Raw genomic sequence first — 21,249 nt, 5'->3', positions numbered from 1 at the left:
TGATTGGTGTTTATCGATATGATGGCCAAGCGAAATCCAGCGCTTGTTCAAGCAGCTGTAGAGCTCCATCAGGCTGGAACGATTGCGCCTAACACTCACCTCATCGATTTAGATGCACTCGAAGCCAATGCAAGACATTTAGCTGAGGCTGCGAAGGAAAACGGAATGAATCTCTACTATATGACCAAACAGATCGGACGTAGTGGGTTCATTGGACGTCAAATTGAGAAGCAGGGCGTCCCAAAAGCTGTAGCGGTGGATATTGATGAAGCAGACCTCTTACGTACAGAAGGGTGTGAAATTGGGAACCTCGGTCACCTTGTGCAGCCGGGCAAGATGCAGTGGAACCATGTGTTAACACAGCTAAACCCAGAGGTTGTCACGCTCTTCTCACTCGAGCGCGCAGAGCAGCTAAGCGAAGAGGCAACAAAACTCGGTTATACGCAGGATGTGATTCTGCGCGTCATTCAAAGGGGCGACTTTCTTTACCCTGGACAGTACGGCGGTTTCCTGCTTGATGAGCTTCCAAAAGCCGTGCTGAAAATAAAAGGATTGCCCGGTATCCAATTAGTTGGTGTAACAAGCTTTCCAGTCCTTCAATACACAAAAGGAGATCAGGATTTCACGTTCTCCAGTAATGCGGAAACGGTCAAACAGGCTCGTGCGATTTTGAAAAACGCAGACGTAGACGTTACACATGTCAATACGCCGAGTGCCACAAGTGTGCATACGATTCCGATGTTAAAGGAACTCGGTGCCACACACGGGGAGCCCGGGCATGCCCTTACTGGAACCACACCGCTGCATGCGTATCGTGAAGATTTGAAAGAAGTCCCAGCAATTGTCTACGTTTCAGAGATTTCTCATCAAGACCGCACACATGCCTATACGATTGCTGGAGGTTTTTACCCTCGTTCCAATATGAAGCAGGCGTTTTACGGAAATACGAGAGATGAGATCTTAATGAAAAAGGCCCATGTTGACCTTGAATCTATCGGCAACATTGATTACTATGGTGCCTTAAAACGGAATTCAGACATGGCTGTTGGCGACACGGTCGTCTATGCTTACCGCACCCAAGTTTTTGTCACACGCTCGCACGTCGCTTTTGTACGTGGAATCAAAGAAGGGAAGCCAGAAGTCGTCTTTTCACAAAAAAGAGGGAGTTGACGCAAATGGCAAAAGCAACATTACTCGTACTTGATGGATTCGGTGTCGGGGCAATGGCCGATTGCAAAGATGTAAAGCCCGAAGATCTTTCTGCCAACACGTATCAGCATTTACTGGAGACGACGAACCTCCAGTTACCTACACTTGAACGATTGGGATTGCGCAAAATTGCGTTTGATGACGGGAACGCTGAAGCTGCCTATGGTCGCAGCAACTTAGCTCACTACGGGGCAGACACCTTTATGGGTCACCAGGAGTTAATGGGGAGCAAACCAGGTCGACCGATGAAACGTCAGATGAAAGAGGTAGGACCTAAAATCAAAGCAGCGCTTGAAACCGCTGGTTACCACGTGACCCATCCGAAAAAAGAAGCTCCTCTCTTGCTCGTAGACGGTGTGGTCGTTGTGGGGGACAACTTGGAATCCCAGCTCGGCAATATCATTAATGTTACCGCCGACCTTGTTCTCATTTCGTTTGCAGAGGCTTGTACCATCGCCCGCGTTGTCCGCAGTGCGGTGGACACTAGCCGAGTCATTGTCTTCGGCAACGAGCAACGTACGTCCATTGAGCAAATCGTAGCTGCCATAGAAGAAGGTCATCCTGGGCAATGGGGTGTCAACGCACCGAAAGCGGAAGTGTACGGCGAAGGCTACCAAGTATTGCACTTGGGATATGGTGTCGATCACCAAAAACAATTCGCACATATCGCCGAACAAGCAGGCGTTCCGGTCTACAGAATCGGGAAAACCGCGGACGTCATCCAAGCAACAGGTTACGCAGATCCCGAGGTAGAAACAAAAGAGCTATTACCAAAATACAAAAAATTGTATTTAGAAGCCGAGGATAACGCGATCTTTCTTGTTAATGTTCAAGAGACCGACCTTGCGGGACACAAGGAAGACGGAAACTGGTACAGGGAAACGCTCGAGGCTGTCGACGCCTTTCTCGAAGACTTTTTGCCACAACTTGGAGAAGGCGACGTTATCATCATTACAGCTGACCACGGCAACGACCCCACCATCGGCCACTCGCAGCATACGCGAGAGCAGACACCAATACTTGTCTACGGACCATCCGTGCGGCCTGTTTCAATTGGAACGCGAGCGACAATGGCGGATCTTGCTGCAATGCTTAGTGAGTTTGCTGGTGTGGAAAAGCCAGAGTTTGGGAAGAGTTTTCTTGGTGAGGTGTATGGGGGATAGAGAAGGGTTGAACAAGGTTTAAGAAACATACAAGCAATCCAAGGGGAAGGGCTACTCAAATAAGCCAGTGATTTACTGGCTTATTTGGTGTTTCACATATAAACGGGCGCAGTGACTGTGGAACGTCTTGGTTCTAATTCCCGGTCTTTTAATCAGTTTTACCACTAAAAGAAAAGATGCCTGTAGTGATTAACTTCTCGAGGTTTTTTAAAAGTGATGGATCTCATCGAAGTGAGAGAATCTAAAGAAGGTCTTTTAAACCAACATTCAAAAAAGCAAACCACTCTGCAATTTTCGATAACCAGTGGTATACTTGTTGCTAACAAAACTAACATTGAGCTAGCAGGAAGAGATGAGGTGTGGGGCTTATGGCCAAAAAGGTGACCATGCAGCTTATTGCAGAGGCTGCCGGGGTTTCGAAATTTGTAGTATCAAAGACGTTAAATGGAAAGCCGGGAGTAAGTGAAGCGACTCGTAAAAAGATTTTATTTACTGCAAAACAATTAGGGTATACGAAGTCTCGCGAAAGTATGGAGGAAGAACAAACAGAGAAAGATCTTAGAGAAGGCTATGTGCTGGTTGTTCTTCCCAGTCCGAAATACCAGAACAAGAACTTTGACTACTGGGGCGTTATTTTCCAGGGGATTTCTGACGAGCTCTATGAAAAAGAAACAGGAATTGTCGTGGTATCCAGTCAAAACCGGTTTTCTTCCCAAATTAACACGGAGGGGCTTCTTGGGATTATAACAGTAGGTCATATAAAGAACGAAACGTTGCTTGAGTTAACGGAATATCCTGTTCCAATCATTATGGTTGATCATGAAGATACATTGATTCAAGCCGATTCGATCTTTATGGATAATCAAGATGGAATTTTAAAAATGACTAATTACTTAATTGGCCTTGGGCATCGCAGGCTCGTCTTTGTCGGCGATATACACCATTCTCCTAGCTTCTATGAGCGTTGGCAGGGGTTCCGCCAGGCGATGGAAAAGTCTGATCCTACGTTTGACTCTAAAAAAAGTCTGGTACAGATAACGTATGATAATCGATTCAAGACTACTTTTAAGGAGGAGGTAGAAGAATGGTTGAGGCTTCAAGAGGAGTTGCCGACAGGCTTTGTCTGTGCGAATGATCAGATTGCAAGTAGTCTAATGGATTTTCTTCAAAAGCGTGGAATTTTGGTCCCGGAAGATTGTTCGGTTACTGGTTTTGATAACTTGGGGCATGATTTGGAACCGAGTTTGTCGTCAGTGCAAGTATTGAAAGAGGTGTTTGGGAAGCGTGCCGTAGATAAACTCATGTGGCGGTTGGAACATGAGGATTTCCCACCCGAGAAAGTGCTGATTTCTGGGGAAATGATCATAAGAGATTCTGTGGCCTCCCCTAAGCAAGCAACCAACCCAGAAAAGGCACCTTTACCCTGAGGCTGGCATTAGCTGGTCTTTTTTTGAGTTAATGAAATAAAAGCGTTTACATTTAAGTCCGCAAATGATATGTTAGTTTCAAATATAAATAATTAATAACAGATATAACAAAAAGGAGGCTTTATTTTATGAAAAAGAATTGGCGCAGATGGGGATTGACGGTGGGGTGCCTTGGACTTGTTAGTGGCTTGGCAGCATGTGCATCAAGTGAAGAAACAGGAGGCAGCGATGGCGGGGATGATGTCACACTAACGATGTGGCTTTGGCCAGGAATGGGCTTTGAAGAGCTGGCACGGGAGTATGAGGAAGACAATCCTGGAATTACAATTAACATTCAGGAAGCTGAGTACGATGATACGCATCAGAATTTAATTACGGCGTTGGCAGCAGGCTCAGGCGCTCCGGACATCTCTGGCGTCGATGAAGCATACTTAGAGCGGATCAAAGAAAATAGTGAACACTTCTATAATTTGGCTGATTTCGGGGCAGCAGAGCTGGAAGGGGACTATCTCGATTGGAAATGGCAACAGGCTTCTGCGGAGGATGGGGAGATGGTGATCGGCATTCCAACTGATGTAGGGCCAATGGCCATGGCGTATCGTGTGGATTTGTTCGAAGAGGCAGGGTTGCCGTCTGATCCAGATGAGGTCTCTGCCCAAATTGATACATGGGAAGCGTTTCTTGAAGCTGGACATCAGCTATACGATGAAACAGGTGTATCCATGCTTGCGGATGTGACGGAGATGTATTCGGCAATTCGGGAGCAAGGCGGCGAACAATACTTCCGCGAGGATGGCACCCTTATTATTGAAGAAAGTGAACAAATCCAAAAAGCATGGGATTTGTCTGTCGAGGCCATTGACATCCACGCAAATATCGAGCGGACAGCAGCCGAATGGGGCGCAGCACTGGCCAATGGCGATTTCGCGACGGTCTTCGTTCCACCATGGATGTTGCAAAATATAAAAAATGATGCACCGGATACAGAGGGTCTTTGGAATATTGCCTTAATGCCTGAAGGAGCAGGGAACTGGGGAGGCTCGTTTCTAACCATTCCTTCACAAAGCGATCATCCTGAAGAAGCGTATGATTTTATTACGTGGATGATGTCACCGGAAAATCAGCTCCGGATCTTTGAATCAAATTCAAACTTCCCATCCACGCCTGAAGTCTATGATGATCCAGCAGTTCAAGAGCTATCCGATGAGTTCTTTAATCGTGACGATTTAGGAGCTATCTATGCGGAAGCAGCCCAACTTGTAGAGTATGTTTATCGAGCTCCGATGACAGCTCCGATCAATACGGTGATGCAGGATGCCCTCGGAACGATTGCCGATGGAGTGGCTGAACCAGACCAAGCGTGGGATGAAGCCATGAATGAAGTAGACCGGCAGATTTCCAGGTAGTCCCTACAACATAAAAGGCGAGTGTTTGCCTTTTATGTTGTTCGTTCATTGTCTTCACCTTAACTAGAGGGGGATCGCCCATGCGTACGTCGTATGAACAAGAGGCGCCTGTTAAGCAACGAAAGAAGCGCGCCTATAATCAACGAAACCGAGACCGTCTGTCGGGGTATTTGTACATCTCTCCATTCTTTATTTTATTTGGCGTGTTTGGCCTTTTTCCATTGATTTTCACTGCGTTTTTATCCTTTCATCAGTGGAATATACTTGGGGAGAGGGAGTTCATTGGTTTTCAAAATTACATCTCGTTAATTACGAACGACCCGCTTTTTTGGAAGTCCGTAGGAAATACGTTTAGTATCTGGGCGCTTTCGACGATTCCGCAGCTTTTTGTCGCTCTCGTTCTCGCTTTTCTGTTAAATCAAGCCTTCTTAAGAGGGAAAGGGCTCTTCCGCTTAAGCATTTTCATGCCAAACGTAACATCTGTTGTGGCAGTGGCCATTGTGTTTTCTGCTGCTTTCGGTACCCAGTATGGTGTCATTAACTATGTGCTTAGCTTGATCGGGGTTGATCCTGTAAATTGGAGGGGCTCATACTTTGGTACGCACGTTGCCATCTCAGCGATGGTAATGTGGCGTTGGGTGGGTTATAACACGATCATTTATCTTGCAGGTCTACAAAGCATTCCTAAAGATCTTTACGAGGCCGCGACCATAGATGGAGCAAACAAAGTCCAACAATTCTTTTATATTACAATCCCGATGCTGCGCCCAATTATCATTTTTACGGTGCTACTTTCATCCATTGGAGGCATGCAGATCTTCGCTGAACCATTAATGTTTGGAGTGGGATCGAATTCACAGGGCCTGACAATGACGCTGTATCTTTACCAGGAAGCATTTGAGCGCTTCTCTTTCGGCTATGCCGCAGCGATCGCGTGGCTACTGTTTCTGATTATCATCGTCGTTTCAATCATTAATATGATTGTCACAAAGCGAATTAAATCTGCGTAGAAAGGAGATCGTTCCATGAAACAAGTGGGAGAGAAGAAAGGGCCCAAAATTGTCCTGTATCTTTTTCTAATTGTCAGTTCACTGGTATCCCTATTTCCATTTTATTGGATGTTTGTGATTGGTTCGAATACGACGTCTGCAGTCAACCAATTTCCGCCAGCGCTTCTGCCGGGAGGGAATTTCTTGGAAAACGCTCAGAAGGTCTTCGAACGTATTGATTTCTTTGGTGCGCTGATGAATTCATTGGTTATTTCTAGCGCAATTACGGTCTCGGTGCTCTTCTTTTGTTCTTTGGCCGGGTTTGCCTTTGCGAAGCTCCAGTTTGAAGGAAAGAACATTCTCTTCATCTTCCTGCTTGCGACTATGATGATTCCGCCTCAGCTCGGGCTGATTCCGTCCTTTATGATTATCAGTCAACTTGGCTGGATCGACACGTTGCAGGCAGTCATTGTCCCTGCAATGGTCAGTGCCTTCGGCGTTTTCTGGATGAGGCAGTTTATTTCTTCAACCATCCCGGATGAACTGATGGAAGCGGCTCGCATTGACGGCTGTGGCACGTTCAGAATCTATTGGAACATTGTTTTGCCCACAATAAAGCCTGGTCTTGCGACGCTTGGAATTGTCACGTTCATGAATGCTTGGAATGACTTCCTCTGGCCGCTTGTCGTGTTAAAGGACCGAAGTGTTCATACGATTCAAATAGCTTTGCGGACGCTGAATGAAGTGTACCACACCGATTACTCAATGATTTTGGCGGGGACATTCATGGCCACTCTTCCGATTCTCATCGTTTTCATCTTTTTCAGCCGACAGTTCATCGCAGGCCTTACTGAGGGGGCTGTGAAAAACTAACACAGAAATGAGAGAGCGCTTATGACAAAAACAATTCTATTTTACGATGAAACCTTTCCGTTTAACGGAACTAGACCTTCGAAGGAAGCTCTGCGCCGCTGTGATGACTTTTCGATCGTCGGCGTGGAGGAGCTAGTGGCAGCACTTCAAGCGGAAGGAGTGACTTCCTTTGTTCACCTTCATGGCCCTTATTTTCCGAAGCAGGCCTGGAACGAGATTCTTGCTTATCTGCAAAAAGGCGGTGGATTGGTTCATGCAGGAGGGCCGCCGTTCAAGCGTCCGGTATATCAAAAAGGCGAAGAATGGATGATAGAAAAAGAGCAAACGGCATACCATCAGCAGTTGAATATCCACGAGGCGCTGCCGGTGAAAAAGGAGCCGATTGAGACACTTCAGCCTAATGAAGACCTGCCTGTTCTAAAGGAATTTGAGTCGCTATTTTCTGTTATGGATACGTATGGGTTGATTCTTCATGGAACCAAGCACGATGACCTCCCCCATGAAAATGGTTCCAGCGGGCCGATGGACGCTTATATCTATCCTTTATTAAAGGGAGTTTCTAGAGACAATCGAGAAGTGGCTGCACCTGTAGTAGCGATTGAGAACACAAAGGGACGCTTTTCCGGCGGCCGCTGGGTTCTCATCAATCAAGCTCTTGATTCTGCGTTTTGGACCAATGGAGCGAGTGTGTTAGATGCTATGGCTTCTTATGTGGCTAAAGGCGTAACAGAGATTTGGATCAAACCAGGCTATGCCAGCTACTATCCAGGAGAGGCGCTAACGCTATCGATTCAATTGCAAAGTCTTTATTTGGCGAACAAACAGATTCCCTCTAGGCATCAGACATGGATGTTCTCGCTTGTGGTACGAAAAGAAGGGGAGAAGGTGTTTGAGGATGCGTTTAAAGTGGATGAATCTCGAGAGATTCACTATGAGAGGCGAACTCTGCCAGTACACGTGGAACCGGGTCTTTACGACATCGAGTGTTCGATCACTTCCAGCGATGGCGAGACGTTGACCTATCGCCAAGGCTTTTGGGGGTTTTCGCAGGAGCTGCTTGAAGAGGGCGCTCCGCTTGTGGCTGGCCGTGATTATTTTGAGAAGGAGGGTCGGCCGTACCCGATTGTCGGCATGACTTATATGACCTCCGATGTCGCTCGCAAATTTCTCTTTATGCCCAATGTAGCGGTATGGAACCGAGACATGGGTCAGATGAGTAGCGCCGGAATCAACCATATTCGCACGGGCATCTGGACAGCCTGGCGACAGATGATGTTTATTGACGGGCATCCCTATGAGGAAGTGCTTCGCTCCATTGATGCTTTTTTGCTGACAGCTAAGCAGTATGACATTGACCTTTGCTTCAACTTCTTCGGGTTTACGCCTGAAACTTGGGAAGGAAACAATCCGTATCTTGATCCACGTAGCTTGGAGGCTCAGAAACGTTTTATTGCTGCGATTGTCTCTCGGTATAAGGGTGCGACCCATATTCACTGGGATCTGATTAACGAGCCATCGATGTTTGATCCAGAGCGAATCTTCAAAGGTCCGCGTTCCGCCCAGGACCCGTTTGAACGCGCGGCTTTTCAAGAATGGGTGAAGAAGAAATATTCATCCATCCGTGATGTGCAGGAAGCGTGGAATTATACACCTGACGAGCTGCCTGACTTTGCTTCGATCGTCCCGCCTGAACCAGAAGAGATTGGCTTCGATATTCAGGACATGCGCAGCCCAAAAAAGAGCCTGCCGTGGATGGACTACACGCTGTTCACAATGGAGATACACAATCAGTGGGTCGAAGAGCTGTCTGCGACGATTCGTTCCTTTAATGGCGAGCAATTAGTCACGGTAGGGCAGGATGAAGCATTGGCTTCCCAGCGCCCAACCCCATTTTTCTACGGAGAGAAGGTTGACTACACGACGAACCATACGTGGTGGCAGATGGATCATCTTGTTTGGGACGGGGTCTTTACAAAAACGTTGGCGAAACCGAATTTAATTCAAGAAACGGGCATCATGTACTTAGAACAAGCTGATGGCTCAGCCAAACGAAGCGAGGAAGAGCTGCGCAACATCCTTGAGCGGAAATATGCTTATGCTTTTTCCACAGGCGGCGCGGGTGCGGCTCAGTGGCTCTGGAACACGAATTTCTACATGGATAATGTGAACGAGTCCAATATTGGCGCGCTTCGAGCGGATGGCACAGAGAAGCCAGAAGCGAATGTTTCCTATGACTTCGGACGTTTCATTGAAGAAACACGCGACCTGTTTTCACATCGCAAGCTAGAGGAAGTGGCGATTGTCTTTCCATATTCCAATGACTTTTCATCCCGGAAACTGGCCTATGAAGCCACGACACGAGCTGTACGCACTTTGGCACACGAGATGAACACGCATGTCCGCGGACTGAGTGAGTATCATCTCGAGGATCTTTCTTTAGAACCGCCAAAATTGATCATCGTCCCGAGTGCACACAATTTCAGCGATGCCGCTTTCGATCAGCTTATCGCGTATGCAGAGCAAGGAGGGACTGTTCTTTACTCCGGGCCGATACGACTGAATGAATCGTGGGCGCCAAGCAAACGCCTTCCTGATCTTTTGGCAGAGACAACACTTAGCAATGTGCGTCGCGAAGAGGGGCTCATCATTGATGGGGCTTTCTACTCTGCTAGCTTCGGATCGAGAAAAATGGCGCAAGTGTCCAAAGAAGTTATCCTCGGTGAGGGGACTGCGCATACCAACAACCTTCAAGAGTGGTCGTTGGGCAAAGGGACGTTGATCTGGTCGCCGCTACCGCTGGAACTAAACGACCGTCTTGAAGTACTGCGGGCTGTTTATGAAAAATGCTTACAATCCTCCCGAGTAAAGGAAGAATTGGTGTGGAGCAAGGGCGGGGCGTTACCAGGAATTTACGGGCGGAAGCTTGCATTTAGGTCAGGGAATCTCTTTATCTTTGTCTCAGAATACAGCATGGATGCCGAAATTGATGTCACTGATCCAGACACAGGAGTGAGCTATGCTTTTGTGTTAGCCTGTGAACGTTCTGTGTTGTTCGCTACCAATACAAAAGGGGAGGTCACAACTGTTTATCGACCAGAGGACGTTCAGATTAGAGAGAGAGAAAGGGTAATAACATAGGAATTGCACGGTAGTTGCAGTGATTGAACGACTTTGTGAGTCTAAGTGTAGACTCATGAAGTCTTTTTCATTTGAGGAGTAAGAACTCACTCAGGGATGTTTTGGTCTTGCGGTGTGGTAGATGGCCGTTCCTAAGGTTTCGTCACATCTTCGAGCTTTGGGCGTCGAAGGAGGGATAGAAGGTCAGTACGTTCCAGAAAAAATCATTGGCAACACTTGTGGTCTTACTTATCAATCAATATGGAGGGAGGGTGCAGGAGCTAGGGCCAAGTCTTAAATTCGAAAAGGCTCAGGAGACGTTAGGTCTCCGAGCCTTTGGTGTTTAGGGAGTGTTTTAGCTCATGGGTTGGAGCTTCTAGCACCGTTAGCGATTCTCTACCAAACTGTCTAAAGCTACGTCCAGCTCTTCATCGGGTGCATCGAGGGCGTAGATTCTTGCGGTGTTGCTTTGTTCATCCACGTGTTGAATGTAAACGGGCGTTCCGTCATAGGTGACATCAGCCATCACGGCGGACTCTGAAATTTCCTGTGCTCGCAGTGCGTTCATTTGATTGATTCCTCCTTTGATGTGACGCTTAGTATGTAACCGAGAAAGTCGGAGTATGTACTTTTTTGTTCGTTGTTAAAGCCTGAACGTTGTATATAATGAAGAAAGCCAGCTTTTTGTAAATAGGGAGGGATGTAGGTGTTGCCTTTTACCGAGGACTATAAAGATGAAATTTTTGAAACCGTTTTTGAGAATGCGTACCATTGCTTGGTTGTGGTCGATGAACAAGGAAGGATCACTGACTTGAACAATAGCTATTGCCAGTTTCTCGAGGTGGACAAAGAAGAAGCAATCGGAAAGCATGTGACAGAGGTCATTGAAAACTCGCGCATGCATATTGTCGCTCGCACGGGAATCGAAGAAATCGCTGACCTCCAATACATTCGCGGGAATCATATGATCGCGAATCGGATCCCTGTCCGCTCAAGGGGAAAAGTGGTAGGGGCGGTGGGGACGGTGCTGTTTCGCGATACAAAAGAATGGATGAAGATGAATAGTCATATCAAAGATCTTTTGCTGGAGATTGAGCATTATCGGAACCAGTTGAAAGGTCAGCATGGAGCGACTTACTCTCTTCATGATATTGCAGGCAGCTCTCCGCAGTTGAATAAAGTAAAAGAATCCATTAAAAAAGTGTCCCCAGGGAATGTTTCCGTGTTATTAAGGGGAGAAAGTGGTACAGGGAAAGAGTTGTTTGCTCATAGCATTCACCACTTGAGTGAGCGAAATGCCAAGCCCTTTATTAAAGTAAACTGTGCCGCGATCCCGGACCATTTGTTTGAATCGGAATTGTTTGGCTATAAAGAGGGAGCGTTCACCGGGGCCAAAAAGGGAGGGAAACCGGGGAAGTTCCAGCTTGCAGATGGGGGCACCCTTTTTCTAGATGAAATTGGGGATATGCCATTGAGTGCCCAAGTCAAGATTCTCAGGGTGTTGCAAGAGGGAGAAGTGGAAGCCGTTGGGGCTGAGCGGCCGCAGAAGGTCGATGTAAGAGTGATCGCGGCTACCAACCAGCCATTAGAAAAGCTAATTGAGGAACATCGGTTTAGAGAGGACTTGTTTTATCGGATCAATGTTGTCCAACTAAAAATTCCTGCCCTTCGAGAGAGGCCCGAAGATATCCGTGTGTTAGCGAAATTCATTCTCCATAAAGTGACCACACGGACGGGCAAAAGGGTCATTGATGTTGATCCAGAGGTGTCCGCTTGTTTTTCGCGTTATAACTGGCCCGGCAACGCCAGGGAATTGGAGAATGTGATTGAATCAGCCGTGCACTTAACCAATACAGAAATGATTCAAATGGAAGATTTGCCTGAGCGTTTGCAATCAAAAGCGTATGTAATGGATCAGAAAGGCAGCTTGAAAGAGCTTCTCGAAACCACAGAAAAACAAGCGATCGAACGTGCATTGAAAAAAGCGAATGGCGATAAAGCAAAGGTGACGGAAATGCTCGGGATCGGGAAGTCTAGCTTGTATGAAAAAATAAAGAAATATGGGCTGTGAAGCATTCCGGTTTTCCGGAAATCTTTCCGTTAATCTGGAACAGCCTTTTAAGTAAGGGTTTATAATTTTTCTGAATCCCTTTTTCCGCAAAACTGGAAAAAGGGATTTTTTGCGTATAGCTTCCTGAGGGGGAAGAGATCTGAAAAACGCAGGATTACTGCTAGAAGAAAAAGATGAACAATTCTTGGCACGCTTCTTGCTTACTATTATGGAGAAGGGAGTGAACCAAATGAAAACGATGTATTCATCATTTGCTGAAGCCGTCAAGGAGATCCAGGACGGGTCGACCGTTATGGTTGGTGGGTTTGGCCTTGTAGGGATTCCAGAGAATCTGATTTTGGCTTTAGTGGAAGCCGACGTCAAACAGTTAACGGTGATTTCAAACAACTGTGGCGTCGACGACTGGGGATTGGGGCTGCTGTTAAAAAATAAACAGATTGATAAAATGATTGGCTCTTATGTGGGCGAGAACAAGGAATTTGAACGGCAGGTGTTATCTGGTGAACTGGAAGTGGAACTTGTGCCTCAAGGAACGTTGGCGGAAAGGATTCGCGCAGGGGGAGCAGGAATACCGGCCTTTTACACACCGGCTGGGGTCGGTACACCTATAGCGGAAGGCGGGGAAGTCCGTGTGTTTGATCAGAAGGAATACTTGCTGCAAACCGCACTGAAGGCCGATTACAGTTTGGTCAGAGCCGCAGTCGGAGATACGAATGGAAATCTTATCTATAACAAAACCGCGCAAAATTTTAACCCGATGATGGCCGCAGCCGGGAAAGTCACCATCGCTGAGGTCGAAGAGTTGGTAGAGGCAGGGACCCTTGATCCCGCGCATATTCACACACCGGGCATTTATGTCCAAGGGTTGATGGAGGGCCAGCAACAGAAAAAAGTGGAGCGCTTAACGCTAAGACAAGAGGCTTAGGAGGGAACGATCGATGATCAAACAAATGGATAAGGCAGTCGTGAGAGAAAGAATCGCCAGACGAGCGGAACGAGAAATTGAAAGCGGTTCCTATGTGAATTTGGGCATTGGCATGCCGACCATGGTCGCGAATTATATACAAGAGGGGAAACAAGTGGTTCTTCAATCAGAAAATGGATTGCTCGGGATTGGCCGTTCTCCTTTTAAAGAAGAAGTGGACCCTGACTTGATTAACGCGGGAAAAGAAACGGTGACCGCTTCCACAGGTGCTTCCTATTTTAGCAGTGCTGAATCGTTTGCGATGATTCGCGGCGAGCATCTCGACCTGGCGATTCTTGGCGGCATGGAAGTATCGGAAACGGGGGACCTCGCCAATTGGATGATCCCAGGAAAAATGATCAAAGGAATGGGCGGGGCGATGGATATTGTCCATGGAGCGAAGAAAATCGTCATTATTATGGATCATGTCAATAAACATGGGGAGTCGAAAATTTTAAAGACGTGTGAATTGCCGTTAACAGGAAAAAAGGTGGTCCACCGGATGATTACGGACCGTGCTGTGATTGATGTCGAGGAAGATGGCCTTGTGCTTGCGGAAGTGGCAGAAGGCTGGAGCGTAGAGGAAGTGATCCAATCAACGGAGGCGGATCTAAGGGTAAGCGAACATCTTCAAGTCGATTCTTTTTAGGGGGAGAAGCAATGGTAAACAACAAAGTGGTTTTTATTACAGGGGCAGCAAGTGGGATTGGGTATGAAATAGGGACTGAATTTGCGAAACATGGAGCGAAGGTCGCTTTTTCGGATATGGATGAGGCGAAAGTGAACGAAGCGGTGGCCCCTTGGAAACAGGAAGGTCGTGACTGCATCGCGATCAAATGTGATGTAACGAAGGAAAAGGAGCTGCAGCAAGCCATTGATCAGACGGTGGAACACTTCGGCAGGATTGATGTGCTCATTAACAATGCGGGATTGCAACATGTGGCCTCCGTGGAGGATTTTTCGACAGAGAGATTTGAACTGATTACCAAAGTCATGCTGGTCGCCCCTTTCATGGCCACGAAGCACGTCTTCCCAATCATGAAAAAGCAAGGCACGGGGCGAATCATCAATATGGCGTCCATTAATGGACTCATCGGGTTTGCCGGGAAAGCGGCCTATAATAGCTCAAAGCACGGGGTCATCGGCTTAACAAAAGTGACCGCTTTGGAAGGGGCAGACCATGGCATTACCGTCAACGCCATGTGTCCGGGATATGTGGATACACCGCTTGTTCGCAATCAGCTTGAGGATTTGGCACGTAATCGAAATGTATCCTTAGAGAAAGCGCTTGAGGAAGTGATTTATCCATTAGTGCCACAAAAACGTTTGTTGGCTGTGAAAGAAATTGCTGATTATACGATGTTCCTTGCCAGTGACCAGGCGAAGGGAGTCACCGGGCAGGCCGTTGTTATCGATGGAGGCTATACAGCGCAATAGGAGGAATGAACGATGGAAAATGTGTATATTGTCGAAGGTGCACGAACGCCGTTTGGCACATTTGGTGGCCGTTTAAAAGATGTGGACCCCACTGAACTTGGCGTAACCGCAAGTAGGGAAGCGATTCAACGAAGTGGCATCGACCCCGGGGCAATTGATTTCATGGTACTCGGAAATGTGATTCATTCATCGAAAAATGCTCCCTACTTGGCCCGGCACATTGCCCTAAAAGCTGGGGTGCCGATGGAAAGCCCAGCACTTGCGGTGAATCGATTATGCGGATCTGGGTTGCAATCGGTCGTCTCTGCCGCCCAGTCGATCATGCTTGGCGAAGGGAGTGTCGCTTTAGCAGGCGGCGTAGACAGTATGAGCTTGTCCCCCTACGCCCTGCGAGGGAGCCGGTTTGGAACAAAATTAGGAACACCTCAAGTGGATGACATGCTGTGGGCGGCGTTAACGGATGAATACATCGGCTCCGGCATGGGGATCACAGCGGAAAATCTGGCAACAAAATATTCAATCTCTCGTGAGGAGCAAGATGAATACGCTTACGAGAGCCATCGCCGGGCCGCAGAAGCCCGACGAGAGGGAAAATTTGCGGAAGAAATCGCTCCCGTTGCAGTGCCATCCAGAAAAGGAACCACCCTTATAGATACAGATGAACATATAAACGAAGAGACCACAGTCGAGAAACTAGCGACGTTAAAACCAGCCTTCCAAAAAGACGGCACGGTGACAGGCGGGAATGCGAGCGGGATTAATGACGGGGCCGGTGCCGTTGTTTTGGCAGGGGAGACCTTTGTCCAAGAAAATCACGTACAGCCGCTGGCCAAAATTGTTTCCTGGGGAGTTGCTGGTGTCGACCCATCCTATATGGGCATTGGTCCTGTCCCAGCCATAAAAAAAGCACTGGAAACCTCATCGCTAACGTTAGCGGATATTGATCTTATTGAAGTGAATGAGGCCTTTGCTTCCCAGTATGTAGCGGTGGAAAAGGAATTGGGGCTAAACCGAGACAACGTCAACGTCAACGGGGGCGCCATTGCTTTAGGGCATCCGATAGGAGCTAGTGGAACAAGAGTTTTATATACCCTTATTAAAGAGTTGAAACGAAGGAATCAACCATACGGAATCGCTTCTTTGTGTGTTGGCGGGGGGCAAGGGATCGCGATGATCGTCGAAGTACTGTAAGTGACGAAAAGATAAGGAGGGGTTGTCATGTTAGGGATTTTTCTTGGCCTCATTGTTTTAATGGGGCTAGCCTACCTTGGATGGTCCATTATTTGGGTGGCACCGATTGCTGCAGGCGTGGTCGCGCTAACAGGGGGACTGGATTTACTGGATGCCTATACAAATACGTATATGGGCGGTTTTGTCTCCTTTGCCCAGTCTTGGTTTCCAGTCTTTATGCTTGGGGCCATATTTGGAAAATTAATGGAAGATACGGGGATGGCAAGATCTGTGGCCGTGGCCTTAACCAAAGTGATTGGGACAAAGCGTGCCATCCTTGGAGTGCTCGTTTCTGCAGCCGTGCTGACCTACGGCGGCGTCAGTTTGTTTGTAGTTGTTTTTGCCGTGTACCCACTCGCGTTAACCTTATTCCGGGAGGCAAACATCACGAGAAGGTTGATCCCAGCGACCGTAGCTCTGGGGGCGTTTACGTTCACCATGACAGCGATCCCTGGAACGCCACAAATCCAAAATCTGATTCCCATGGATTACTTTCAAACAACGGCCACCGCAGCGCCTATTATGGGGCTTGTGGCGGCGCTCGTCATGGCGGTTGGCGGGTACTTCTATCTACGCTATCGAGAAAAGAAGCTGACGAGCAAGGGAGAAGTTTTCACAGAGCCGAACGATAAGAACCTAATGAATACAGAAGGAGATACACCCAACTTTCTATTATCTTTGCTTCCGTTGTTAACTGTACTCATCACATTAAACGTATTGGGCTGGGACATTATTGTGGCCTTAATCTCTGGCATTCTCTTAACCATGCTATTAAACGTTTCCAAGATGAAAGGGTTTGTCCAGGCAATTAATAAAGGAGCCGTTGGTTCAGTGACGGCCATTATTAATACAAGTGCCGCGGTAGGATTTGGGACCGTTGTCAAGGTGGTCCCGGGTTTTGATCGACTGACTGAAATGCTAATGGGGGTAAAGGGGAACCCCTTAATTTCAGAAGCGATAGCCGTGAATGTGTTAGCAGGGGCCACAGGATCAGCGTCTGGTGGAATGGGAATCGCTCTAGAAGCACTTGGGTCAAAATATTACGAAATTGCAATGGACACGGGCATCTCTCCAGAAGCCTTTCACCGAGTGGCCTCCCTCTCCTCCGGTGGGCTAGATGCGCTTCCTCATAACGGCGCCGTGCTAACATTGCTTACCATCACAGGAATGTCTCATAAAGACAGTTATAAAGATATCTTCGTCGTTGCTGTATTAATTCCTGTAATCTCAGTGGCTGTCGCGATTTTGTTTGCATCGATTGGTATTCTTTAAACGGGTGAAGAAGCAGCGTGCTGTGGGAAGGAACAGCGCGCTGCTTTTATTTTTTCAGAGTTAGGGCACGCCACAGGATACTTTTGATTTTTGTTTTTGTGTCAGAAATATTATACAATATAGGAGGATTAAGGTGATTAAGATGGAGTACGATAAGGTCAGTTATTGGATAGATATTGCTGATTATGATCTGAAAACGGCAAAGGCTATGCTTGATACAAAAAGATTTATGTGTCACCAGGTGATTGAAAAGATTTTAAAAGGATTATTTGTTTCTCAAAAAAATGAGGGCCCACCTTATACGCATAATCTGGCATATTTGACTGAACTTACAGGGTTGAATGAGGAACTTTCGGATGAACAACGGGCATTCATTAGAGAGTTACGTCCGTTGAATATTGAAAGTTGCTACCCGAAGGATAAAGATAGGGTTATGCAAGCTCTCGATAACGAAAAATGCTTGCAGATTTATTCAGAGACCAAGGAGTTGTCTGAATGGATACAAATGAAGTTGAGAAATTAGTTGAACAATACGCAGAGTTAGTTGTTCAAGAATATCCAGCAGAATTGGTTGTTTTATTTGGCTCCTATGCCAAAGGTACAGCTCATACACATAGTGATATTGATATTGCGGTTGTGGTTAATCATATTGAAGGGAATTATCTTCAGTCCCTAACCCGACTTTTTCGAATTGGCGAGGATGTCCATGTCTTGATCGAACCCGTTTTAATGGGAGAAGACGATTACAGAGGCGGATTTTTGGAAGAAATCATGAAAACGGGCAAGGTGATTTACCGACGAGGTCGAGCTTCTGCTTAGATGAGGGCTTTTGCATTTCAGTCTCCTCTACATTTTTTAGATCTCCCTTAATCGGGAACGATTGCGGAACAATCAATCAATGAGATTGCTTTTGGAAGTTTGGTCCTGAGCCAGAGCTAGAAACGAGGACGCCTGATATCATGATCAGGCGTCCTCATTTCGTTTATGAAGGGCAAAGGATTTTTTCCGTGACTTTCCCCGCTGACTTCTACCCATTCAGCAAATTCTCACACGCTTTGGCAGCGTCGATATCTTTCTCTGTTAACGCGCCCTGGTCGACAGTTGTCCATTGTACGGTGATGTTCGTATGGTCAATCGTCACATGGGGGTGATGCTGCGCCCCTTCCGCATAAATTGCTACGTTCTGAACGAATTGAATTCCCTCAAGAAACTCCTGAAACGAAAAGGTTTTCGATAGCGTTTCTCCATCCAGCGTCCAATCAGAAAGCTGTTTCGCTTCTTCCTTTACCTTGCTCATTTCTTTCACCTCCGAGTGCGTCTGTTTCTGACTATACCCTGGTTATGGTGTGATGAAAACCTAGAAATGAAAAAAGGTGGAGCAGGGGAGTCAGGAATTTCGGGAGATCAATGAGCAAAGAGGGCAAACGAGGGCTCCCAAAAGTTGTTGATCGCTGATACCCACCTCACCAAACCGTCGGAGGTTACTTGCCCCCGACGGTTTGGTGAGTTTTTAAATCTTCGACCAATTTTTTCAGAAAGTCAATGTTTTGAGGCGATAGAGGCACAAAGTTGGTGAGGTCGTGTTTCATATAGACCGTGTGCCAAAGCCGATCTAAGACTTCAATGGGCAGCGGCTTAGGGTTTTGCTCCATCACATTTTCCACCAGTAAGCGATAAGGATCGCCTGCGTATTTAGGGAAACGAGCTTTTAGTAGAGCATGAATTTCAGCAAGCAGTTGGTAAGCGGTAAGGTTATGCTTCATGGCGGCTCCTTTTCATTAAGTAGTGTAACGTTCGGAAACGAGGTGATGTCGTGCTCAGTCGAAGAGACTGTCCTACGTTCTTTATCGGTCAGAATTGGATCATTCTTAAGGTTTTGGTAGGAAGAAAGTCTGGTAAGGAGGAGAGAGGAGAGTTTTTTAAAACTAAAAACCATGCCAGCCACTCTTAACAATCAAGAGGGCTGGACACGGCAATAAACATTTAAGCGGACTCTTTCCAGTTCGAAACGTCTTCTTCAAGGGGAAGGTTGTTGGCACGGGCCTTTTTAGCAGCGTGGAAGAACAAGGCCACGAGAATGATGGTACCGATAACGCCTCCCCACCACGAAGCGGACATTGGCATTCTAAAGCCAATTTCTGCATTCAAAATATACGTAAGGACCATGACGAGCATGAACGTACCCGGGATAAGCGAAATCCAGTAGTTCTTCCTAGCGATGTACAAGTACATGGCGCCGACAAATAAGGCAATGACGGCCGTCGCTTGGTTGGCCCAGCTGAAATAGCGCCATAGAAGATTAAAATCAATTTGCGTTAAGACAACCGAAACTGCGAATAAAGGCAAAGCGATCCACAGGCGACTGGACAACTTCTTTTGCGCGATTTGAAAGTACTCAGCAATAATCATTCGTGCACTTCGAAACGCTGTATCTCCAGACGTAATGGGCAAGACAACAACGCCTAGAACGGCGATTGTACCGCCAATAGCACCAAGCATCAATATCGATACTTCTGATACAACTGCACCAGGGCCCCCAGCAGCAAGCAACTCATTCAATCCACTATACCCATCCAACAGGCTCATTGCCGCCGCTGCCCAGATCATCGCAATAATGCCCTCTGCAATCATCATCCCGTAAAAAATCTTTCGCCCTTGCTTCTCGCGCTGAGTGGTTCGTGAGATGATGGGCGTTTGTGTTGCGTGGAACCCAGACAGCGCCCCACATGTGATGGTAAAGAAAATCAAAGGCAGGATCGGCGCGTGATCGGGATGGAAATTCGTTAGCGATAGTTCGGGAATGGGAGAACCTGTAACGACTAAACCAATTCCCACGCCTAAGGTGCTCACAATTAGCAAGGCGCCAAAATATGGGTAAAGGCGACCGATGATTTTATCGACGGGCAAAAGCGTCGCCAGCGTGTAGTAAATAAAAATTAGCGCAATAATAACTCCTACAGCGATCCTGCCGTCGATCAACACATACAGCAAATCGGCCGGGGTGGCGACAAATACGGTCCCGACTAAAAGAAGAAGCAGGATGGCAAACGCATTGACCACATGCCTCATCGCCTTGCCTAAGAATTTGCTCGCAAGCTCAGGAAGATGAGCCCCTTTATTGCGAATGGAAATCATCCCTGTTAAATAATCATGGACGGCTCCGGCAAAAATACAACCGACCACAATCCAGATAAAGGCGACCGGCCCGTAAAGCGCTCCCATAATCGGACCGAAAATTGGGCCCGTCCCTGCGATGTTTAATAGTTGAATCAGTGAATTTCGGGGCGTACTCATGGGCAAGTAATCCACATTATCCTTGTTGACGTGAGCGGGGGTGGGCCGCTCGTCTCTCACGCCGAAGATACGCTCAACAAACCTTCCGTAGGTGAAATAACCAATAATTAGTAGCACAATACCGATTAAAAATGTATACAACGTGAATCCCTCCTCACCGTTGGTGGCGTTTTCAATTTGCGAAATTATTAAGATATGAAATTGATTTCGCTTTCAATAGTATAGGACATATGTCGCGATATATCTACATAATATGATAAAGTTCGACAGTTCTGTTTACAGAGCGTCGAGAAGAGCAGAAAAGCACAAAGGCCGCACTGAAAGTGCGGCCTTTGTGCTTTTCCTTATTCTTTTTTGACATTGTTCTTTTTCTGTGCCTTTTTCGCTTTTCGCAAATAATAAAGAAAGGCCGCGCCTTTAAAAACTCCTTGAACATTTTGAGGGGTCACGACAGCAGCTTCTTTTTTCGCGAGATCGCGTCGTGTAGCTGTATACTTGGCTACCGTTGCCGTCGCATTATGAGCGGCTTGCCCTGAATCTTCAATTATGGCAAAGATCGGATCCAGTTTAGCAACTTTTTGATTCACATCCATAAGCGTTTCATTTGCGTTATGCAAAACCACTTTCGTCTCCCCTGTAAGGTCATCCAAACTCTTTTCGACCTGGGAGACGGTGCGCGCTGTATTGTTTAGCGTCTCTGTTAATTTTTTAAACACAGGAATGAGGAAAATCACCCCAGCAATAAAGCCAAGCGAAAGAATAAAGACCCCTATGCCTAACCAATCCATACGGTTTCC

20 protein-coding genes are annotated in these 21,249 nt (G+C 47.0%); 15 read left to right on the top strand and 5 right to left on the bottom strand.

Annotated elements, in window-relative coordinates:
- Positions 1-6 precede the first annotated feature (6 nt).
- The 7 genes from AVZ68_RS15990 to AVZ68_RS15960 all read left to right on the top strand — a co-directional run bounded on the left by AVZ68_RS15990 (position 7) and on the right by AVZ68_RS15960 (position 10,205).
- Positions 7-1,170: a YhfX family PLP-dependent enzyme gene (locus AVZ68_RS15990; protein ID WP_059105591.1), complete on the top strand. Its 1,164-nt coding sequence runs from the start codon at positions 7-9 to the stop codon at positions 1,168-1,170.
- Positions 1,171-1,175: 5 nt separating this feature from the next.
- A complete protein-coding gene (locus AVZ68_RS15985; protein WP_059105575.1) occupies positions 1,176-2,372 on the top strand; it encodes a phosphopentomutase in 1,197 nt (398 codons plus the stop codon).
- Between the two features lie 368 nt (positions 2,373-2,740).
- A complete protein-coding gene (locus tag AVZ68_RS15980) occupies positions 2,741-3,799 on the top strand; it encodes a LacI family DNA-binding transcriptional regulator (RefSeq protein ID WP_059105590.1) in 1,059 nt (352 codons plus the stop codon).
- 128 nt (positions 3,800-3,927) lie between these two features.
- Positions 3,928-5,205, top strand: a complete 1,278-nt coding sequence (locus AVZ68_RS15975; RefSeq protein WP_059105574.1) for an extracellular solute-binding protein — start codon at positions 3,928-3,930, stop codon at positions 5,203-5,205.
- An 80-nt stretch (positions 5,206-5,285) separates the two neighbouring features.
- The gene (locus tag AVZ68_RS15970) at positions 5,286-6,215 is read left to right on the top strand and encodes a carbohydrate ABC transporter permease (RefSeq protein ID WP_082676708.1); all 930 of its coding nucleotides are present in this window, start codon (positions 5,286-5,288) and stop codon (positions 6,213-6,215) included.
- A gap of 15 nt (positions 6,216-6,230) precedes the next feature.
- Complete coding sequence (locus tag AVZ68_RS15965) at positions 6,231-7,067, top strand: carbohydrate ABC transporter permease (RefSeq protein WP_059105573.1); 837 nt, start codon at positions 6,231-6,233, stop codon at positions 7,065-7,067.
- 21 nt (positions 7,068-7,088) lie between these two features.
- A complete protein-coding gene (locus tag AVZ68_RS15960; protein WP_059105572.1) occupies positions 7,089-10,205 on the top strand; it encodes an alpha-amylase family protein in 3,117 nt (1,038 codons plus the stop codon).
- A 364-nt stretch (positions 10,206-10,569) separates the two neighbouring features.
- Here the strand turns inward: AVZ68_RS15960 and AVZ68_RS15955 are convergent, their stop codons facing one another.
- Positions 10,570-10,752, bottom strand: a complete 183-nt coding sequence (locus AVZ68_RS15955) for an H-type small acid-soluble spore protein (RefSeq protein ID WP_059105571.1) — start codon at positions 10,750-10,752, stop codon at positions 10,570-10,572.
- A gap of 138 nt (positions 10,753-10,890) precedes the next feature.
- Between AVZ68_RS15955 and AVZ68_RS15950 the strand changes: the two genes are divergently transcribed.
- The 8 genes from AVZ68_RS15950 to AVZ68_RS15915 all read left to right on the top strand — a co-directional run bounded on the left by AVZ68_RS15950 (position 10,891) and on the right by AVZ68_RS15915 (position 17,977).
- The gene (locus AVZ68_RS15950) at positions 10,891-12,255 is read left to right on the top strand and encodes a sigma-54 interaction domain-containing protein (protein WP_059105570.1); all 1,365 of its coding nucleotides are present in this window, start codon (positions 10,891-10,893) and stop codon (positions 12,253-12,255) included.
- Positions 12,256-12,484: 229 nt separating this feature from the next.
- Positions 12,485-13,180 carry a CoA transferase subunit A gene (locus tag AVZ68_RS15945; protein ID WP_059105569.1) on the top strand — a complete coding sequence of 232 codons (696 nt, stop codon included), beginning with the start codon at positions 12,485-12,487 and terminating at the stop codon, positions 13,178-13,180.
- Positions 13,181-13,193: 13 nt separating this feature from the next.
- Positions 13,194-13,868, top strand: coding sequence for a 3-oxoacid CoA-transferase subunit B (locus AVZ68_RS15940; RefSeq protein ID WP_059105568.1), 675 nt, complete (start codon positions 13,194-13,196; stop codon positions 13,866-13,868).
- Between the two features lie 11 nt (positions 13,869-13,879).
- Positions 13,880-14,656: a 3-hydroxybutyrate dehydrogenase gene (locus tag AVZ68_RS15935; protein WP_059105567.1), complete on the top strand. Its 777-nt coding sequence runs from the start codon at positions 13,880-13,882 to the stop codon at positions 14,654-14,656.
- Between the two features lie 12 nt (positions 14,657-14,668).
- Positions 14,669-15,847 carry a thiolase family protein gene (locus AVZ68_RS15930; protein WP_059105566.1) on the top strand — a complete coding sequence of 393 codons (1,179 nt, stop codon included), beginning with the start codon at positions 14,669-14,671 and terminating at the stop codon, positions 15,845-15,847.
- 27 nt (positions 15,848-15,874) lie between these two features.
- Entirely contained in the window at positions 15,875-17,158 is a 1,284-nt protein-coding gene (locus AVZ68_RS15925; protein ID WP_059105565.1) for a GntP family permease, read from the top strand.
- Between the two features lie 142 nt (positions 17,159-17,300).
- Positions 17,301-17,681, top strand: coding sequence for a HEPN domain-containing protein (locus tag AVZ68_RS15920; protein WP_059105588.1), 381 nt, complete (start codon positions 17,301-17,303; stop codon positions 17,679-17,681).
- Positions 17,654-17,977, top strand: a complete 324-nt coding sequence (locus tag AVZ68_RS15915) for a nucleotidyltransferase domain-containing protein (RefSeq protein ID WP_059105564.1) — start codon at positions 17,654-17,656, stop codon at positions 17,975-17,977. The genes AVZ68_RS15920 and AVZ68_RS15915 overlap by 28 nt, the downstream gene beginning before the upstream one ends.
- Positions 17,978-18,185: 208 nt before the next feature.
- Here AVZ68_RS15915 and AVZ68_RS15910 read toward each other — a convergent pair whose 3' ends face one another.
- The 4 genes from AVZ68_RS15910 to AVZ68_RS15895 form a co-directional block, all read right to left on the bottom strand.
- Positions 18,186-18,455, bottom strand: coding sequence for a 4a-hydroxytetrahydrobiopterin dehydratase (locus AVZ68_RS15910; RefSeq protein WP_059105563.1), 270 nt, complete (start codon positions 18,453-18,455; stop codon positions 18,186-18,188).
- Positions 18,456-18,639: 184 nt separating this feature from the next.
- The gene (locus AVZ68_RS15905; RefSeq protein ID WP_059105562.1) at positions 18,640-18,921 is read right to left on the bottom strand and encodes a hypothetical protein; all 282 of its coding nucleotides are present in this window, start codon (positions 18,919-18,921) and stop codon (positions 18,640-18,642) included.
- A gap of 220 nt (positions 18,922-19,141) precedes the next feature.
- Entirely contained in the window at positions 19,142-20,593 is a 1,452-nt protein-coding gene (locus AVZ68_RS15900; protein WP_059105561.1) for a carbon starvation CstA family protein, read from the bottom strand.
- A gap of 203 nt (positions 20,594-20,796) precedes the next feature.
- Entirely contained in the window at positions 20,797-21,240 is a 444-nt protein-coding gene (locus tag AVZ68_RS15895; RefSeq protein ID WP_059105560.1) for a DUF948 domain-containing protein, read from the bottom strand.
- Positions 21,241-21,249: the final 9 nt, after the last annotated feature.

The organism is Shouchella shacheensis, from assembly GCF_001484965.1.
Lineage (GTDB): Bacteria > Bacillota > Bacilli > Bacillales > Bacillaceae_D > Shouchella > Shouchella shacheensis.
The sequence above is the reverse complement of the archived record's forward strand: the minus strand, read 5'-3'. Positions and strand labels throughout refer to the sequence as shown.